Annotated in this window: 17 protein-coding genes; 8 read left to right on the top strand and 9 right to left on the bottom strand. The window is 58.9% G+C overall.

Going from position 1 to position 17353, the window contains the following annotated elements:
- Positions 1-45 precede the first annotated feature (45 nt).
- Positions 46-771 (top strand): SDR family oxidoreductase, encoded by a 726-nt coding sequence (locus GS632_RS01635; RefSeq protein WP_171721631.1) that lies wholly within the window; start codon positions 46-48, stop codon positions 769-771.
- A 3-nt stretch (positions 772-774) separates the two neighbouring features.
- On the opposite strand, the gene GS632_RS01630 is transcribed toward GS632_RS01635, so the two are convergent.
- Complete coding sequence (locus GS632_RS01630) at positions 775-2427, bottom strand: DUF6504 family protein (protein ID WP_171721632.1); 1653 nt, start codon at positions 2425-2427, stop codon at positions 775-777.
- A gap of 61 nt (positions 2428-2488) precedes the next feature.
- The gene (locus GS632_RS01625; protein WP_171721633.1) at positions 2489-2776 is read right to left on the bottom strand and encodes an I78 family peptidase inhibitor; all 288 of its coding nucleotides are present in this window, start codon (positions 2774-2776) and stop codon (positions 2489-2491) included.
- Between the two features lie 129 nt (positions 2777-2905).
- Here GS632_RS01625 and GS632_RS01620 point away from each other — a divergent pair, with 129 nt between their 5' ends.
- Entirely contained in the window at positions 2906-4018 is a 1113-nt protein-coding gene (locus tag GS632_RS01620) for an S-(hydroxymethyl)glutathione dehydrogenase/class III alcohol dehydrogenase (protein WP_171093067.1), read from the top strand.
- Positions 4019-4127: 109 nt separating this feature from the next.
- Positions 4128-4841 carry an NYN domain-containing protein gene (locus GS632_RS01615; protein WP_171620475.1) on the top strand — a complete coding sequence of 238 codons (714 nt, stop codon included), beginning with the start codon at positions 4128-4130 and terminating at the stop codon, positions 4839-4841.
- A 9-nt stretch (positions 4842-4850) separates the two neighbouring features.
- Here the strand turns inward: GS632_RS01615 and GS632_RS01610 are convergent, their stop codons facing one another.
- The 3 genes from GS632_RS01610 to GS632_RS01600 form a co-directional block, all read right to left on the bottom strand.
- Entirely contained in the window at positions 4851-5789 is a 939-nt protein-coding gene (locus tag GS632_RS01610) for a DMT family transporter (RefSeq protein WP_171721634.1), read from the bottom strand.
- Between the two features lie 144 nt (positions 5790-5933).
- Entirely contained in the window at positions 5934-6347 is a 414-nt protein-coding gene (locus tag GS632_RS01605; protein ID WP_171721635.1) for a group III truncated hemoglobin, read from the bottom strand.
- A 48-nt stretch (positions 6348-6395) separates the two neighbouring features.
- Entirely contained in the window at positions 6396-9314 is a 2919-nt protein-coding gene (locus GS632_RS01600) for an error-prone DNA polymerase (RefSeq protein ID WP_171721636.1), read from the bottom strand.
- A 110-nt stretch (positions 9315-9424) separates the two neighbouring features.
- Between GS632_RS01600 and GS632_RS01595 the strand changes: the two genes are divergently transcribed.
- Positions 9425-9889 (top strand): DUF1203 domain-containing protein, encoded by a 465-nt coding sequence (locus GS632_RS01595; protein ID WP_171234736.1) that lies wholly within the window; start codon positions 9425-9427, stop codon positions 9887-9889.
- Here GS632_RS01595 and GS632_RS01590 read toward each other — a convergent pair.
- Positions 9886-10875: an ABC transporter ATP-binding protein gene (locus GS632_RS01590; RefSeq protein WP_171721714.1), complete on the bottom strand. Its 990-nt coding sequence runs from the start codon at positions 10873-10875 to the stop codon at positions 9886-9888. The genes GS632_RS01595 and GS632_RS01590 overlap by 4 nt on opposite strands.
- Positions 10876-10962: 87 nt before the next feature.
- On the opposite strand from GS632_RS01590, the gene GS632_RS01585 reads away from it, so the two are divergent.
- The 3 genes from GS632_RS01585 to polA all read left to right on the top strand — a co-directional run bounded on the left by GS632_RS01585 (position 10963) and on the right by polA (position 14561).
- Positions 10963-11139, top strand: coding sequence for a zinc-finger domain-containing protein (locus GS632_RS01585; RefSeq protein WP_170533977.1), 177 nt, complete (start codon positions 10963-10965; stop codon positions 11137-11139).
- A gap of 82 nt (positions 11140-11221) precedes the next feature.
- Positions 11222-11692 (top strand): hypothetical protein, encoded by a 471-nt coding sequence (locus GS632_RS01580; protein WP_171178392.1) that lies wholly within the window; start codon positions 11222-11224, stop codon positions 11690-11692.
- 70 nt (positions 11693-11762) lie between these two features.
- The gene (gene polA / locus GS632_RS01575) at positions 11763-14561 is read left to right on the top strand and encodes a DNA polymerase I (protein ID WP_216601688.1); all 2799 of its coding nucleotides are present in this window, start codon (positions 11763-11765) and stop codon (positions 14559-14561) included.
- Positions 14562-14603: 42 nt separating this feature from the next.
- Here polA and GS632_RS01570 read toward each other — a convergent pair whose 3' ends face one another.
- Together GS632_RS01570 and GS632_RS01565 are read right to left on the bottom strand one after the other, a co-directional pair.
- Positions 14604-14834 carry a DUF2798 domain-containing protein gene (locus GS632_RS01570; protein ID WP_171178849.1) on the bottom strand — a complete coding sequence of 77 codons (231 nt, stop codon included), beginning with the start codon at positions 14832-14834 and terminating at the stop codon, positions 14604-14606.
- Between the two features lie 62 nt (positions 14835-14896).
- Positions 14897-15652 carry a hydroxypyruvate isomerase family protein gene (locus GS632_RS01565; RefSeq protein WP_171721638.1) on the bottom strand — a complete coding sequence of 252 codons (756 nt, stop codon included), beginning with the start codon at positions 15650-15652 and terminating at the stop codon, positions 14897-14899.
- 172 nt (positions 15653-15824) lie between these two features.
- Here GS632_RS01565 and GS632_RS01560 point away from each other — a divergent pair, with 172 nt between their 5' ends.
- The gene (locus GS632_RS01560; protein WP_171721639.1) at positions 15825-16787 is read left to right on the top strand and encodes an EamA family transporter; all 963 of its coding nucleotides are present in this window, start codon (positions 15825-15827) and stop codon (positions 16785-16787) included.
- Here the strand turns inward: GS632_RS01560 and GS632_RS01555 are convergent.
- Positions 16770-17345, bottom strand: a complete 576-nt coding sequence (locus GS632_RS01555; RefSeq protein ID WP_245222881.1) for a DUF1285 domain-containing protein — start codon at positions 17343-17345, stop codon at positions 16770-16772. The two genes, GS632_RS01560 and GS632_RS01555, sit on opposite strands and share 18 nt — an antisense overlap.
- Positions 17346-17353: the final 8 nt, after the last annotated feature.

Raw genomic sequence — 17353 nt, 5'->3', positions numbered from 1 at the left:
GGTGCAGGGCCGTAAAAAGGGTAACTTCAACGAAACGGCGCGGGTATGAGCAGCTTTGACGGAAAAACCTATTGGATCATCGGCGCAAGCGAAGGCTTGGGCCGTGCCTTGGCCGAGGCACTGAGCGGTAAGGGCGTGCATCTGATATTGTCTGCACGCAACGCCGCGCGTTTGAATGAAATCTGTTCTAAGCTTCCAAATGCACGCGCGATTCCGTGTGATGTGACCGATTTAGACTCTGTACGCAATGCCGTGGCCGAGGCAGGTCAAATCGACGGTCTGGTTTACAATGCAGGTGCTTACGAGCCCATGCGCTCGGGCGATTGGGATACCGAGGCGTCGCTCAGGATCAGCGATGTGAACTATTCGGGTGCGTTACGGGTATTGGGTGAAACGGTTCCGGGCTTTGTTCAGGCGCGTCAAGGAGAGATCACTCTGATCGGGTCACTGGCCGGATATCACGGTTTGCCTGCCGCTATCGGATATGGGGCCAGCAAGGCGGCGCTGATTTCGCTGGCCGAAACGATGCGGCATGATCTGGCGGGCACCGGTGTGACGGTGCGCATTGTCAATCCCGGCTTCATCAAAACCCGCCTGACCGACAAGAACAGTTTCAAGATGCCGATGCTGATGACGGCTGAGGACGCGGCAGAGCGCGTGGTCAAAGCGATGTCGCGCCGCCGGTTGCGTACCGATTTCCCGGCACCATTCTCGTGGTTTATTCGTTTGATTGACTACCTGCCGGATCTGCTGGTGTATCGCGGAAAATAGACTCTAACAAAACTGTCCCTGACAGAACCAGCCTGCAGACATGGTGCCTCCGTGCCCGTAGAACAGCCATAGGCGTTCGCCCTGTTCCGTCACCACCACCCAGTAATCGCGCACGCCGCTGCGCCAGTTGGGGTCATCCAGCCACCATTCCGGTGCGATCCGTTCCGGGCCGGTGGCCTGAGCCAGTTGCCAGTCGCGTCCGCGCCAGCGGAAGGCGGTTGGGACATCTGGGGTTTCCGGTGCCATCACCGGCTCGGGCTGCCACATCTGCAAGGGCCGGGGGCGCGGTGGTGCAGGCCAGTCGCGCGCGGGTTCCGACCATGCAGCCGCCAGCGTCTGTGCCGTTTTCTCGGGGATATGAGAGGCGGCCGGGTGCCGTCTTGTGATCGCCTCCAGCCCAACACGCGCACCCAGCTTGCCGATCAGGTCATCCACGGCTGTATTGCCCTCAAGCCGGTTACGAGCCACGCGGCGTGCCTCGGCATGACCGGCGATGGTGCGGGCGTGGATGGGCTCGGTCTGGATCGCTTCAAGCCGCAGCATGTCGATGCCATAGCCTGCATCGATCTTGTCGATTTTCATCTCTAACAAAGGTCGAATACGATGTTTGTCATAGGTCGGGCGGGCCAGGCCGACCTCGATGATCTCGGCGGCTTGATCAGCACGGTGCGCCTCAAGCCGTAATGTCCGCACCCCGCGCCCTTTCTCCTCCAGCTTGGCGCAGAGCGTGGGCAGCACCCGATCAACCGCAGCCATCACATCCTCGATCAAACCGATCGGATTGGGCAGCGTCATGCGCACCGCGAACTGATGCGGCGGACGCGCGGGCGAGACCGGCTCGGGTGCGCTGCCCATGGCCTGATCCAGCCGCAGCACCAGCCCGCGCCCAAAGCGGCGCGCCAGCGACGCGCGCGGCTGGCCCAGTAGATCGCCGATCCGGCGCAGGCCCAGCCGGTTCAACTGCGTCACAACCGGGTCGTCCAGTCGCAGCGCCGCGATGGGCAGGGGGCTGAGCGCACCATAGGATTGCCCCGGCGCTGCAATACGCGCGCCACCACCCAGGGCCATCACTTGTGGTGCAGCCCCGCCTTTGGTCCAGTGTCGCCGCTTGCCTGCCCGGGCGCGGGTGGCGCGGGCCTCTTGGCTGATGGCGTCGCCATTGCGGTCGGATGTGGCCTTTTGCCCTGCATAGCGCGCCAAAGCCCAGGCTGCGCCCAGCGTGTCGGCAATGCCCATTTGGACGCTGAGGCCCATATCAGCGCAGTCCGTTTCAAGCACACTCAGCAGCGTCTCTTCTCCGCCAAACAGATGCGCACAACCCGACAGATCCACGATCAGCCCATCCGGAGCTTCTTCGGCCACCCAAGGGCTGAACTTGCCGGCCCAGCGGCGCAAGGCAGTCAGAAACGCGGTCTCGGCCGGGGCGTTGCGGTGCCGTGTGATCAGGCTGGCGCACATGGCATGGGCATCGCGCACGGGCTGGCCCACACGCAGCCCGGCGGCCTGCGCCTCGATATTTAGCGAGGTAATGACCTGCATGTTCGACTGCTCAGTGACCACAGCCAACGGCCCGGAATGCAGCCCCCGCGCGGCGCGGATCAGCCGTTCAGCCCCAAGACGGGGAAACCACAGTGAAAGTATTCGGCGTTTTGGCATCGGCAGACATCAAAATGTTCCCATTTTGTTCTTATCCGAGAATCAACGCCCGAGTCCACGCTTACCCGCAGGTCAGGCGCTGAATAACACCGGCCCCGTTTACAAAGACGTTCAGCCTGTCGATCCGGTAATCCTGCGTTGCAATGTCATCGGGCCCCAACACGCGGGTGCGTTCCGGCAAATCGGCCTGAATGGTCGAAACCGGCTGACCTACGGTATCGGCAAATGCTTCGCCCTGACAAAAGGCCAGATCAACCGGCGCGTTCTCGGGCGCAAGCCGCGCTTCTTCGGGGGCAGGGGTCTCGGCGCAGGCGGCCAGAAGGATCAGAATCGGGATAAATCGGTGCATTGGCGTTCCTCATTCCGGCAATGTCGTTTCTGCAATATCAAACAATTAGCAAGTCTGTCATGAAAGCACAGTTGAAAACACCCTGCAATTGACGCAGGGTCGGGTCAAAGAAGACAGGGAGACAGTGATATGCGCACCCGTGCCGCCGTCGCCGTTCAGGCGGGCAAACCTTTGGAAGTGATGGATGTGAACCTCGAAGGCCCCAAGGCGGGCGAGGTACTGGTGGAAATCAAGGCCACCGGCATTTGTCATACAGACGAATTCACCCTGTCGGGTGCCGACCCCGAGGGCCTGTTTCCGGCCATTCTGGGCCATGAAGGCGCAGGCATCGTGGTTGAGGTCGGCCCCGGCGTCACCAGTCTGAAGCCGGGTGACCACGTGATCCCTCTTTACACTCCTGAATGTCGCGAGTGTGAATACTGTCTGCATCCCAAAACCAACCTGTGCCAGGCGATCCGGGAAACCCAAGGCAAAGGCTTGATGCCCGACGGGACCTCGCGATTCTCGACTTTGGATGGTGATCCGATCCTGCATTACATGGGCTGCTCGACCTTCTCGAACCACACGGTTCTGCCCGAGATCGCGCTGGCCAAAGTGCGTGAAGACGCGCCTTTCGACAAGATCTGCTATATCGGCTGCGGCGTCACCACCGGCATCGGCGCTGTGATCAACACCGCCAAGGTCGAAATCGGCAGCCGGGCCATCGTGTTCGGCTTGGGTGGCATTGGCCTGAACGTGATTCAGGGTCTGCGTCTGGCCGGGGCGGATCAGATCGTTGGCGTTGACCTGAACCCATCGAAGGTCGAGATGGCCACGAAATTCGGCATGACCGATTTTGTGAACCCCAAAGAGGTCGAAGGCGACCTGGTTCCCTATCTGGTCAACCTGACCAAGGGCGGCGCGGATTATACCTTTGACGCCACCGGCAACGTCGGCGTGATGCGCGACGCACTGGAATCGGCGCACAAAGGCTGGGGTGAATCGATCATCATCGGCGTGGCGCCTGCTGGGGCCGAGATCTCGACCCGTCCGTTCCAGCTGGTCACCGGCCGGTCATGGCGCGGCACAGCCTTCGGCGGCGCACGTGGTCGGACCGACGTGCCCAAGATCGTCGACTGGTACATGGAAGGCAAAATCGAGATTGACCCGATGATCACCCACACCATGGGTCTGGACGACATCAACCACGGCTTCGACCTGATGCACAAGGGTGAGAGTATCCGGTCGGTTGTAGTGTACTGATAAAACTCAAATAATCTTAAAGGGCGGGCTTTTGCTCGCCCTTTTTTGTTACTACATTCCGCAATGCGAATTAGTTTTGTTTTGAGGAATTACAGTGACAACAGCAGGCATGGATCGCTTGGCGGTCCTTATTGATGCAGAGAATGTACCGGCAAAACACGCGCCGGAGATTTTTGAAGAAATCGCCACTTTGGGCGAGGCAAGCCTAAGGCGGATCTACGGAGATTTTTCGAACGGGTCGCCGCAGGGATGGAGCTCTGGATCATTGGCGGAATACGCAATTGTTCCCCAACAGCAATTTGCCAATGCGTCCAAAAAGAACTCCAGCGATATTGCCTTGGTCATTGATGCTATGGATATCTTGCACAGCAGTCGGTTCAGTGGGTTTGTGTTGGTATCATCCGATAGTGACTTTACCCGCTTGGCCAGCCGCATCCGCGAGCAGGGGTTGAAGGTATTCGGCATTGGTGAAGAACGAAAGGCTCCCAAAGCGTTCGTGAATGCTTGCAACAGGTTTATCTACATTGAAAACATCCACAAGCCGGAGTGCGGAGCAAATACTTCAAAAGAAAACAAAGACGCAAAATCGAAACATGGATTGAACCATGCGTATCAATTGATCCGGAATGTTGTGTTGAACACAAACGAGGCGGACGGGTGGGCCAGTCTTTCCTTTGTGGGTAGCCAACTTGGTAAGATGTATCCGGATTTCGACTCTCGCACTTACGGCCACAAAAGGCTAGGCGATTTGGTCCGCGCCATTGGCCGCTTTGAAGAAGGTGATATCAACGGGGGTCTCAAGATCAGGTGTAAGGACAGTTGAAGCCTTGCTTCAGCCCCCCGGCCTCGTTGCTCCCGTATCCGACCGCGGAGACCGCACTCGCAATACTGGCGTGTTGACCGACGAAGTATTGGCCCGGCTCTCGCGCCACACCACGAACACACCCGATGCAATGATGACACTGGCCCCGACCGCGACCCAGCCGTCCGGGCGTTCACCAAAGAAGATCATGCCAAACAGTGTGGCCCAAATGATCTGACTGTATTGGCTGGGGGCCACGACCCCTGCAGGCGCGGCACGGTAGGCGAGGATGATCAAATGCTGCGCGATGACCGAAAACACGCCGACCAGCGCCATCATTGCCAGATGCAGCAGGGATGGAGGCTGATACACAGCCGGCTGCGCAAGGCTCATGACCAGAATGGCCAGCAGCATCGGGTAGAGGATCAGTACGGCTGAGCGTTCCTCATTCCCGATCTTTCGCACCAGAACAGAGCCAAACGCGCTGCAAAACGCAGCTGCCAAGGCGGTAAGGTGACCGAGGGTGATGTCCGTCGTGCCGGGGCGCAGGACGATCAGAACGCCGATAAGACCAACGACGACGGCGGCCCAGCGTTGGGCGCGGACGACCTCCCCCAATATGGGGATCGACAGAACCGTAACGAACAGGGGGAAAGCAAACAGCAGCGAATAGACCTCGGCCAGTGGCAGCACCGAAAACGAATAGAAGGCGCAGACCATGGATGTGACCATCAGGGCCGAGCGCAGCAGCACCAGCCAGGGATGGTGCGGCAGGAAGTTGCCCGTGGTCCGGTCGGTCAGGATCGTCACCGCCATCGGTACAAAGGAAAACAGCGTGGCGAAGAAAATGATCTGCATCACCGAATACGTCCCGCCCAGCACCTTGATCAGCGCGTCGTGGCTGGCAAAGACCGCGAATCCCGCAAACGCGAAACCAAGGCCCCTGAGGGTGGTGTTTTGAGTGCTCATCGATATGGCCTCGGGCGATGTCGGTGTGGTGGCACTGTGCCGTCGCAGCGCAAAGGGGCTGTCTTGCCCCTGAGTAACCCCATTTTTGCGGTCCGCATAGTCCCTATTTTACCGCTAACATGACAAAGCCGCCATGCAGAGGGATCAACGCAGGATCGGTGGCGCGTCTTTGGGTTGACGGGCCGATTGCACGCCAGCCTTCATCCCCACGCCGATACGTCGGGCCAGCGCGACCCAAGGGACTGCGGTTTCGGGCGGCAAGGTCTGGGTTGCAACCTCTTCGAACAGGTCCAGCCAGTGGGCAAACATCTCGGGTTTCACATCGGGCCGTTCTATATGGACCCGCTGTGGATTGCCGTCGTAGCTGCGTTCAAACAAGATGGCGTTGCGCCAGAACGCGGCGATCTTTTCCTCATGCGCGGGCCAATCATGGACATGTGTGTTGAACACCGGACCCAGCACAGCGTCTTCTCGTACGCGGGCATAGAAGGCGCGAACCTGCGCATTGATCTGGTGGGGTGTCGCCGGAAAGCGCGGCGGCAGGGTGGGTCTGGACATGAGGTCACCAAATTCGACTCTGTCCCGGGGCAATATCCCCTTCAGCTGTCATGCAACAGGCGTGGTTTTGTCGCGCGGCTCGGGCGTCAGGATATGCCGTAGCAAGGCCACCGGATGCGCCCGCAGGCTAAGACGGGTGGCGACGTAATCTTCGACCACCTGCTCACCCAATGTCATTTGCGGCAGATAGGCTTCGGGTTCGTCCAGCGCCTCACCTTCCAGATCTTGCGAGAACAGAGGCAAGGGCTTGGCGGTTGCAATCGCCTTGGCCTGCCACAAGGCCTCGCGCCGGGTCAGGTCGCAGGCGGCAAAGGCATCGGCCTCGGCCAGGCGTTCGATCACTGACGGCCCCAGACCCGCGCGACGCCACACATCGTCGACCTGATGGTAGCCGTTGCCGCGCGCAGCGGTCAGCCAGCTGGCGTCTTCCTCGCTGAGGCCTTTGATCTGACGGAACCCCAACCGCAGGGCCAGCCCACCATGGCCGTCAGGCTCCATCACATTGTCCCAGAAGCTGGCATTGATGCAGACCGGGCGCACCTGCACCCCATGTTCGCGCGCATCGCGTACGATCTGGGCGGGCGCATAGAACCCCATGGGCTGTGAGTTCAGCAGCGCGCAGGCGAAAATCCCGGGATGGTGGCATTTTATCCAGGCCGAGGCATAGACCAGCAAGGCAAAGCTGGCCGCATGGCTTTCAGGGAAGCCATAGGACCCAAACCCTTCGATCTGTGAAAAGCAGCGCTCGGCAAACTCGTCATCATACCCGTTGCGCTTCATTCCGCGCAGGAATAGCGCGCGAAATTCGCTGACATTGCCATGCTTTTTGAAGGTTGCAAGCGACCGTCGCAGCCGATCGGCCTGTTCCGGGGTGAAACCCGCACCCACAATGGCGATCTGCATCGCCTGTTCCTGAAACAGCGGTACGCCCAGCGTTTTGCCCAGCACCTCGCCCAGTTCGTCCGAGGGGAAGCTGACCTCCTCCTCTCCGTTCCGGCGGCGGATATAGGGGTGAACCATGTCGCCCTGAATGGGGCCGGGGCGGATGATGGCGACCTCGATCACCAGGTCATAGAAATTGCGTGGCCGCATCCGGGGCAGGAAGTTCATCTGCGCACGTGATTCCACCTGAAACACGCCGATACTGTCGGCTTTGCACAGCATGTCATAAATCACCGGATCTTCGGGCGGCAGGGTTGCTAGTGTATAGCTGGTCTGGTGGTGTTGACCGATCAGATCGAATGCCTTGCGGATGCAGGTGAGCATCCCAAGGCTGAGAACATCGACCTTGAGGATGCCAAGCGAGTCGATGTCATCCTTGTCCCAGCAGATGACCGTGCGGTCTTCCATCGTGGCGTTCTCGATGGGAACAAGTTCGTCCAAACGCCCCTCGGTTATGATAAAGCCGCCGACGTGCTGGGATAGATGACGGGGGAAGCCGTCAATTTCATACACCAGCATTAGAGTCTGTTTCAGGCGACGGTCCTCGGGGTCGAGGCCGATCTCGCGCATCCTGTGTGCTTCGAGCCCGGCGGTCGAGAAGAAACCCCAAAGCTGCGAGGACAGCGCCGAGATCGTGTCTTCGGTCAGCCCCATGACGCGGCCCACCTCGCGGATGGCGCGCTTGCCGCGGTAATGCACGACCGTGGCGCACAGCCCCGCGCGTTCGCGGCCATAACGATCATAGATGTGCTGGATCACCTCTTCGCGGCGTTCGTGTTCAAAATCCACGTCAATGTCGGGCGGTTCATCGCGCGCCTCAGAGACAAAGCGTTCGAACACCATCGTACCCATCTCGGGGCTGACTTCGGTGATGCCGAGGCAGAAACAGACCACCGAATTGGCCGCCGAGCCGCGCCCCTGGCACAGGATGCCCCGTGATCGGGCGAAATGGACGATGTCGCGGACGGTAAGGAAATAGGGTTCATATTTCAGTTTGCCGATCAGGGCGAGCTCATGGGCCAACATCTTCTGAGCTTTCTCTGACGCGCCTGCCGGATAGCGCCATTTCAACCCCTCATGTGCCAAACGGTGCAGGCGTTGGGTCGGAGTTTCCTGTTCGCTGCCCTCGCTGGGATATTCATAGCGCAGCTCGTCGAGCGAGAATGTGAGTTGCGTGCTGAGTTCATGGGTGCGGGCAACAGCGCCCTCGTGACCTTTGAAGATGCGCAACATCTCGGTCTCGGAGCGCAGGCGCTGTTCGCCATTGGCCAATGCCTCGCGGCCCAGATCATCCACCTTGCGGCGCAGGCGGATGGCGGTCAGAACGTCGGCCAGCTTACGACGGGCCCCGTGATGCATCATCGGTGTGGCACTGGCGAGTGTGGGGATGCCCAGTTGCTTTGATTCAGTCTCTAACAAAGAGAAATATGAGGCGTCTGCGCCATCGTATCGAGGGTGCATCAGCAGGTTTATCCGCCCGGCAAAGCGGCGCGTCAGTTGTTGCGCGTGTGTCCTCCATGCGCTCGCGCCGCCTTGGGATCGGTCCGCTTGTGGCCAGAGCAGCAGGTGGAGGCCGTCGGAAAACTCCAAAAGGTCGGACAGGTGCAGGATGCAGTCGCCTTTCTCGGCACGCAGGCGGCCAGTGGACAGGATACGGCATAGGTTGCCCCAACCCTGTCGGTTCAGCGGCAAGGCGGTGACGGTAGGTGCGTCGGTAAAGATCAGCCGCGCGGCTGGGATCAGGCGCGGCACTGCGTGAATCGGATACGAGGGCGGTTTGGGGATGTGGTCAGGGCAGGGTGGGCCGATGGAGGTGCTCTGCGCTTCCCACTCCAGCCGTTCGCGGACCTTGCGGGCAATCTCGCGCGCCTGGGTGTGGGCGCGGACAATCCCGGCGACCGAGTTGTCATCGGCAATCGCAATAGCGGGCAGGCCCAGGGTGACGGCACGCTCCATATACTCCTCGGGGTGCGAGGCCCCGGTGAGGAAGGTGAAGTTCGATGTGATCGACAGCTCGGCATACATGGCGAGTCACTATTATATTCACGTTTTGTTCTTTTTCGAGTCCTTTGCGCAGGAAACGGGTCGCTTGAGATCGATCAGATCGGCAGGGTCGGCAAAAAAGGAGGCCCGATATGTTCAAAATTACTGCATTACCCACCAACGAGGTACGCGCCCTTCAGGCCGGTGGTCCGGATGCTTATGGCGCAACGCCCGAACACGCCGTTTCGACTGGTGCAGGCAATCCATGCCGCCACTGCCTGCAGAACATTCCCGAAGGCGAAGAGATGCTGATATTGGCCCATCGCCCCTTTTTAGAGACGCATCCGTATGCGGAAACCGGCCCGATCTTTCTGTGTGCTAAACCGTGCGAGCGGCATGAGGGGGAAGAGATGCCCGAGATTCTGACCACCTCTCCTGACTATTTGATCAAGGGCTATGGTGCGGATGACAGGATCGTCTATGGCACCGGGGCGATCACGCCCATGGAGCAGATCGGCGCAGCGGTGAAGGGCATCTTTGCTAGACCGGATATCGCTTATATCCATGTCCGCTCGGCCAGAAACAACTGCTATCAGGCGCGGATCGACCGCGCCTAAAGCTTAACGCGGTGCATTCCCCGGCGCGGCTGGTCCTGATCGTCTGCAGGTTCCTCGGCGCGCGACGATGTCAGTGCAAGGAACACATCCTCAAGATCGGCTTCCTCGGTACGCACGTCGCGAATGCGGATACCCACGGCATGGACGGCTTCCAGCACGTGCTCAGCGCTGGTTTGATTGCTCTGATATTGCAGCACAAGGCTACCATCGTCGCGCAGCGCGGCTTCGACCCCTTCCGTTGCAGGCAGATTCACCACAGGGTTGTCTGGGACGATCACCATAGTCCGACTGTCCATCCGGCCAAGCAGGTTGGCGGTGCTGTCCTGTGCGATCTTTTCGCCATGGTTGATGATGGCGATCTCGTCACACATCTCTTGCGCCTCTTCCAGGTAGTGCGTGGTCAGGATGATGGTCATGCCCTGTTCATTCAGTTTGCGCACATTGGTCCAGAGCATTTGACGCAGTTCGATATCCACACCTGCCGTGGGTTCATCCAGCACCAGTATCTTAGGGTGGTGCACCAGCGCCTTTGCCAGCAAAAGCCGCCGCCGCATCCCGCCCGACAGCGTGCGGGCATACGCCTCGGCCTTGTCGCTGAGACCCACCAGCTCCAGAATCTCATCGCTGCGGCGCTGCGCCTTGGGCACGCCATAAAGCCCGGCCTGAACCTCCAACGCTCCACGTGGGGAAAAGAACGGGTCCAGGTTCAGCTCTTGCGGCATGACGCCAATGGCGGCACGCGACTGGCGCGGGTTCTGATCCTGATCGAATCCCCAAATTGATACATGACCCGAGGACTTCACAACCAGCCCCGCCAGAATGTTGATTAGGGTCGATTTCCCTGCCCCGTTCGGCCCCAACAGCCCAAAAACCGACCCGCGCGGAACGGTCAGATCAATGCCTTTCAATGCTTGTTTCTCGGGCTGGCCCTTGCCGCCGCGATAGGTTTTGCGCAGCCCTTCGATCCTGATTGCCGCATCGCTCATGTGGCTCTTGCCCCCGGTTTGCTCATCGCTCATAAACGCACCTAGTACATGCCCGCGAGGCCGACAACCGAAGAAGGATCGCCAGCCGTGACCATCGAAGCGCCGGAAACCAAGATCGTCGAAACCACCCGTGTTGCCTGTGACGGCGGCGAAGGTGCGTTGGGGCATCCGCGCGTGTGGCTGCAAATCCCCGAAGATACCGGCTGGGTCGAGTGCCCCTATTGCGACTGCAAATATGTTCTGAAGGGCACAGAGCAGGGCTGATTGCCCCCCTAACCGGGTTTCGCCCAAATCTCGCCGCGATTTTCATGGTAGTGCGTTGGTGCAACCATCATAGGTGAGTGTGATGACCGACATGACTGCCACTGACACGGCCAACCCGGTTTTTGGTTGGATCGGGTTTTTCCTTGCGGCAATGGCTTTGTTCGCCGCGTTGTTTGTGTTCTGGGCCGGTCCTTTCGCGCCGCAACAGTCCACCGGCGTTTCATTGGGTGAACTGGCGGCAGAGCTTGGCAAATCCACCCTGCGCGCCGCAGCCGGGCTGGAGCAGCCTGCACCCGTGGCCCAAACCCGCGACCTTGATGATTACTTGCAAATTGGCGTGGCTATGCTGGGCGGGCTGGCAATTGTTGTCTCGGTGATTGGCATTTTGCGTCATGAACGGATGCGTCCTGCTATTGCGGGTGTCGCAGTCGGCATCGGCGCAATCCTGTTCCAGTTCTTCGCCTTCGCTTTCTTCGCCTTCCTCGGCGTTCTGGTTATCATGGCGCTGCTGAACAGTTTCTCGGACGTTTTCAGCGGTCTCTTTGGTGGGTAACGCACGTTCCTGACTGGTCACTCGCCTGCCCCTGTGGCAGAACCATCCCTGACCGACAGGGAGAGTGCGTATGAGCAATTTCGGAAAAGGGTGTCATCTGCATCTGATCGACGGATCGGCCTTTATTTTCAGGGCTTATCATGCGCTGCCTCCCTTGACACGGAAATCCGATGGTTTGCCGATCGGGGCCGTGTCTGGATTCTGCAACATGCTGCAGAAATATGTCGAGGGAAACGCCGGACCGGATGCTCCAACCCATGTCGCGGTGATCTTCGACAAAGGTTCGCACACCTTCCGGAACGATCTCTACGATCTGTATAAGGCCAACCGCGAGGCGATGCCTGAGGACCTGCGCCCACAGATGCCCCTGACGCGTGAGGCGACAAAGGCTTTCAACATCGCCTGCAAAGAGCTTGAGGGGTACGAGGCTGACGACATCATCGCCACGCTGGCCGCTCAGGCGCGTGAGGCCGGGGGCCGTGTGACTATCGTAAGTTCCGACAAGGACCTGATGCAATTGGTCGGAGATGGCGTTGAGATGCTGGATGCGATGAAAAACAAGCGCATCGACCGGGATGGGGTTATCGAGAAATTCGGTGTTGGGCCGGAACGGGTGGTCGACGTGCAGGCTTTGGCGGGGGATTCAGTGGACAACGTGCCGGGTGCCCCTGGAATTGGCGTGAAAACGGCGGCCCTGCTGATCAATGAATATGGCGATCTGGAAACCTTGTTGGATCGCGCGGAAGAGATCAAACAGCCAAAGCGCCGCCAGACGCTGATGGAAAAACGAGACCAGATCGAGCTGTCCAAAAAGCTGGTGCAATTGGACGAAAACACGCCGCTGGACTTCACCCTCGACGATCTTGAAGTAAAGGACCCCGATGCCGAAACCCTTCTGGGGTTCCTGGCCGAGATGGAGTTTCGCACTCTCACCAAGCGGATCGCAGATAAGCTGGGGGCCGAAGCTCCGGTGATTGTTGACGCGCCTGCCCCTGCGGCGGAAGAAGCCGAGGCAACGCTTATTCCGTTTGATGCGTCGAAATACGAGTGTGTGCGCGACGCCAAGGCCCTGCAAAAGTGGATCGATCAGGCTTATGAACGCGGTTGGGTCGCTGTCGATACCGAAACCACTGGCCTAAATGAGATGATCGCCGATCTGGTCGGCGTCTCGCTATGTGTTGAGGCTGGCGAGGCTTGCTATATCCCGCTGACCCATCGGGACGGTGCGGCGGACGATTTGTTCGGCTCGGATGCATTGGCCGAGGGGCAGATGCCACTGGATCAGGCTCTAACCCAGCTGAAACCGATGCTTGAGGATCCGTCGATCCTCAAGATCGGGCAGAATATGAAATACGATGCCAAGATCTTTGCGCGCCATGGGATCAAAGTTGCGCCGATCGATGACACGATGTTGATGTCTTATGCGATGCATGGCGGCGAGCATGGGCATGGGATGGACACTCTGTCCGAGCGCTACCTGAGCCACACGCCAATCCCGATCAAGCCGCTGCTGGGTTCGGGCAAATCCGCAATCACCTTCGACAAGGTTCCAATTGATGAGGCCACGGCCTATGCCGCCGAAGATGCGGATATCACCTTGCGTCTTTGGCAGCTGTTCAAGCCTCAACTGCATCAGGTCCAAGTGACGACCGTCTATGAGACGCTGGAACGCCCCTTGGTGCCTGTCTTGGCCGAGATGGAGATGCATGGCATCAAGGTGGACCGCGATGTGCTCAGCCGCATGTCCAACGCATTCGCGCAGAAAATGGCCGGGTTAGAGGCTGAAATTCACGAGCTGGCGGGTGAGACTTTCAACGTTGGATCACCTGCGCAGTTGGGTGAGATTCTGTTCGACAAGATGGGTCTTGAGGGCGGAAAGAAGGGGAAGACCGGGAAATATTCGACCGGGGCGGACATTCTGGAAGATCTTGCGACTGAACACGAACTACCGCGCCGGGTGCTGGATTGGCGGCAGCTGTCCAAGCTGAAATCGACCTACACGGACGCGCTGCAGACCCATATCAACCCGGATACCGGGCGGGTGCACACGTCTTATTCCATCACCGGGGCGAATACCGGACGTTTGGCCTCGACCGATCCGAACCTTCAGAACATCCCGGTGCGGACCGAGGAAGGGCGACGCATTCGTGAGGCGTTTATCGCCGAGCCGGGTAATGTCATGGTCAGCCTCGACTACAGTCAGATCGAATTGCGGATTCTGGCGCATATTGCGGATATTCCGGCATTGAAACAGGCATTCTCGGACGGGCTGGACATTCACGCCATGACGGCATCCGAGATGTTCGACGTGCCGCTGGATGAGATGACGCCCGACATTCGCCGTCAGGCCAAGGCGATCAACTTTGGTGTGATATACGGCATCTCGGGTTTTGGTCTGGCGCGGAACCTACGCATTCCGCGGGCCGAAGCGCAGGGCTTCATCGACCGATACTTTGAGCGTTTCCCGGGCATTAGAGCCTATATGGATGACACCGTCGCCTTTGCCAAAGAACATGGCTATGTCCAGACCCTGTTCGGGCGCAAGATTCACACGCCCGAGATTAACGCCAAGGGACCTCACGCCGGGTTCTCAAAGCGGGCGGCGATCAACGCGCCCATTCAGGGTACGGCGGCAGACGTGATCCGACGGGCCATGGTGCGGATGCCGGAGGCGATCAACGGACTGCCGGCCAAAATGCTGTTGCAGGTGCATGACGAATTGCTGTTCGAAGTGGCGGAAGATTCAGTGGATCAGGTGATCCGCGTGGCACGCGACGTGATGGAGGGTGCCTCGGATCCGGCAATCAAGCTGGACGTCAAGCTGAGTGTGGATGCCGGGCAAGGCGCAAATTGGGCCGAGGCGCATTAGCGACGCGCCGCATCCGGCCCGGCGGGCCATCTTCGTCGCGGGTCAGTCTTGTGGCCTGACCATGCGGTTCACCATGCGTTGCACGGTTGGGCCAAACAGAAGAATTACGGTGAAGGCTATCGGCCAGCAAAAAGCCCAGGATGCCAACCAATCTCCGAATGTGCTGGGGCCGAAACCAATGGCTTTCACTGTTGCGATCCCTGTGACGATGCAGGACATGAGGCCGGACATGATCAGGCTGAATACGGCGCGGGCATAGCGGGCTGGAATCATGGCGGGTATCCTGAAGGTCGTATTGCCTTTGATCTGCAGCATTTGCCTGTGAAATGCCAGTGCTAGGGCTGCATCCAATCAACGCTGTCGGAGGTTTTCGATGTCGAAGGTGTGTATTCGGCACTCACCCAACCCGTATATCCCGCGGCATCCATAGCCGAAAACAAGCTTTGGAAATCCGTAGGTCCCCGACCTGGTTCAGACCGATCCGGGGCAGCGCCGATTTGGGCATGGACCACCCTGCGATGAAATCGATCCCAAACGGCCTGCGCGTCGCCGTGGATCATGTGAGCATGAAAGCTGTCATATTGCAGGCCGACATTCGGGCGATTCACACGATCCAGAACCTCAGCTGCCAGATCGTAGTCGTTCAGGAAGTATTCAGGCTGCGACACCGAGTTGAGCGGTTCAATCGTGAACTGCTGTTGAGGCGCAGCATCAGCTGCCCATTGCAGATTTTGAACAAAACACGACAGAGCGTCCGACCCCGAGGCGTACCCTGACATGATGTGAATGAATCCGGGGCGCAGCATGTCCGCATAACGCAGAACGCGGCGGATATCCGACTGAAACCGGGCCTCGCCCCCCGGGACCGCGGCGAAACCGGGTTGGCCGCCCGTGTAATTAGGGGGTGGGGCGTTGATCAGTATCAGTTCCAACCCGTTGGCCAGCAAGGCGCGGCGGGTTTCTTTAGCGGCTATGTCATAGGGGAACAGGATTTCAACAGCAGTGAATCCCGCATCGGCGGCGGCCTGAAACCGGTCGAGATAAGGCAATTCGGTAAAGAGCAACGACAGGTTGGCAGCAAATCTGGGCATGAGAGGTCTTTGGTTGTGACAGCTCGACCCTAACCGTCGAGTGGTTTCCGCGGAAGGGACTGAAAACGACAAGTTGTCGAAAATCGGCCAGATCATGGACAAAGGATCAGGGACAGTCGGGCTGTAGCAGCGAATCATTTTTCACGCTGAACCAACAAAAAGGTCTAAACTCATGGCCATGAGCCCTGAACCCGTGCGCGGGGCGGCAGTTTCTTTGCCTGCTGGCCGTAACTCGGTCCTGTCCGGGAATGGTCTGGCAGTGGCTTCGATGATGACGTGGGCTGCGGGTTTCCCTGCCGCTGAGGTCCTGTTGCAAAGCTGGCCACCTGTCGCACTGCTGGCTGCGCGTCTGGCAATGGCCGTGGCTGTGATGTTGCCGCTTTGGTTCATTCTGGACGGGCCCAGCCGCGTACTGAGGGCCAAATGGGGTCGGGCAATGATCATCGGCGGGTTCGGTTTCGGGATCGGTATGTTCCTGTTGATCCTTGCACAGAAACTGACAGATCCCGTTACCGTTGCAATCATTGCGTCCTGCGCTCCGCTGGCGGCAACATTGCTGGAACTTGCCGCTGGCACGCGCCGTTTAAAGTGGAACTTTGCCCTTGGTGTCTTGGTGTCGATTGTAGGTGGATTGATAGCAACAAGCGCCGGTTCACCGGCACAACTGGGGCTGGGCGCGGTCTGCGCAATCGCTTCAACCGGTCTGTATTGCTGGGCCAGCATGGCGACGGCACGGGACTTTCCCGAGCTCAGCCAGATCGGCCGCACAACGATCACGTTTACCGGCGGATTGCTGATGGCCAGTGCTCTGTGTTTTGTTTCTGCGCAAATGGGTATGGACGTGATGCCGCGTGCGTCAGTTGATGCGCAGCAAGTTGGGATGCTTGTGATCTATGCACTGATTGCCATGGGGCTCAGCCAGGTTCTGTTCATCGCTTCGGTTGGTAAACTGGGCGTTGCATTGGCGTCGTTCCACATCAACATCGCACCGTTCTACGTGATGCTGATCATGCTGATGCTGGGGGATGACTGGAACTGGACCCGCGCGCTGGGCGCGGGTGTTGTTGCTGTGGCCGTTGTTTTAGCGCAGGATCGTGCGCCTCGACAGTCCCGAGGATCAGCCAAGGTCGGTTGACGGGATCAGCCCAAAGAATTCCTGGCCTGACCAAACGCCAAACCAGCCGTCATGGTGGGTGCCAATCTCGACCAGGCGGTAGAAACTTTTGCGATCTATGCGTGCTTCAAGATCGGAACGGATCATGATGTAGGGTGAAGGTTCGCTTGTCACCGGGTCAATAACGATCCGGATCGGATGATCTGAACCTGCAACAGCATGATCGCCTACATGAGTTGTAAAGGTCAGGTTTTGCTGCTCGCCTTCGCCCTCACGATCAAAATCCACGGCGACAAATGGGGCGTCTTCAACAGTGATTCCCACCTTCTCGACCGGTGTGACGAGGTAGTATTTCCCATCTTCTTTCTTAAGAATTGAGGAAAATAGCTTCACCAACTCGAAACGGTTGATAGGCGAGCCTAAATAACTCCAGGTGCCATCTTTTGCGATATGGATGTCCAGATCGCCGCAAAACGGGGGATTCCAAAGGTGAACGGGCGGTAAACCCTTGGTTTTGGCCGCTTTGACTGATGCAGCCAGACCATCCGGCGACGGTTTCACAGGTTTTTGTCCGCTCATTGCTTTTG

Origin of the sequence: Ruegeria sp. HKCCD7296, from assembly GCF_013110775.1 — a bacterium.
In the GTDB taxonomy this organism is placed as follows: domain Bacteria; phylum Pseudomonadota; class Alphaproteobacteria; order Rhodobacterales; family Rhodobacteraceae; genus Ruegeria.
The sequence above is the reverse complement of the archived record's forward strand: the minus strand, read 5'-3'. Positions and strand labels throughout refer to the sequence as shown.

Bases quoted from the DNA above. Each gene is read 5' to 3' on its own strand.
- GS632_RS01635 (WP_171721631.1), top strand. From the start codon at position 46: ATGAGCAGCTTTGACGGAAAAACCTATTGGATCATCGGCGCAAGCGAA.
- GS632_RS01630 (WP_171721632.1), bottom strand. From the start codon at position 2,427: ATGCCAAAACGCCGAATACTTTCACTGTGGTTTCCCCGTCTTGGGGCT.
- GS632_RS01625 (WP_171721633.1), bottom strand. From the start codon at position 2,776: ATGCACCGATTTATCCCGATTCTGATCCTTCTGGCCGCCTGCGCCGAG.
- GS632_RS01620 (WP_171093067.1), top strand. From the start codon at position 2,906: ATGCGCACCCGTGCCGCCGTCGCCGTTCAGGCGGGCAAACCTTTGGAA.
- GS632_RS01615 (WP_171620475.1), top strand. From the start codon at position 4,128: ATGGATCGCTTGGCGGTCCTTATTGATGCAGAGAATGTACCGGCAAAA.
- GS632_RS01610 (WP_171721634.1), bottom strand. From the start codon at position 5,789: ATGAGCACTCAAAACACCACCCTCAGGGGCCTTGGTTTCGCGTTTGCG.
- GS632_RS01605 (WP_171721635.1), bottom strand. From the start codon at position 6,347: ATGTCCAGACCCACCCTGCCGCCGCGCTTTCCGGCGACACCCCACCAG.
- GS632_RS01600 (WP_171721636.1), bottom strand. From the start codon at position 9,314: ATGTATGCCGAGCTGTCGATCACATCGAACTTCACCTTCCTCACCGGG.
- GS632_RS01595 (WP_171234736.1), top strand. From the start codon at position 9,425: ATGTTCAAAATTACTGCATTACCCACCAACGAGGTACGCGCCCTTCAG.
- GS632_RS01590 (WP_171721714.1), bottom strand. From the start codon at position 10,875: ATGAGCGATGCGGCAATCAGGATCGAAGGGCTGCGCAAAACCTATCGC.
- GS632_RS01580 (WP_171178392.1), top strand. From the start codon at position 11,222: ATGACCGACATGACTGCCACTGACACGGCCAACCCGGTTTTTGGTTGG.
- polA (WP_216601688.1), top strand. From the start codon at position 11,763: ATGAGCAATTTCGGAAAAGGGTGTCATCTGCATCTGATCGACGGATCG.
- GS632_RS01570 (WP_171178849.1), bottom strand. From the start codon at position 14,834: ATGATTCCAGCCCGCTATGCCCGCGCCGTATTCAGCCTGATCATGTCC.
- GS632_RS01565 (WP_171721638.1), bottom strand. From the start codon at position 15,652: ATGCCCAGATTTGCTGCCAACCTGTCGTTGCTCTTTACCGAATTGCCT.
- GS632_RS01560 (WP_171721639.1), top strand. From the start codon at position 15,825: ATGGCCATGAGCCCTGAACCCGTGCGCGGGGCGGCAGTTTCTTTGCCT.
- GS632_RS01555 (WP_245222881.1), bottom strand. From the start codon at position 17,345: ATGAGCGGACAAAAACCTGTGAAACCGTCGCCGGATGGTCTGGCTGCA.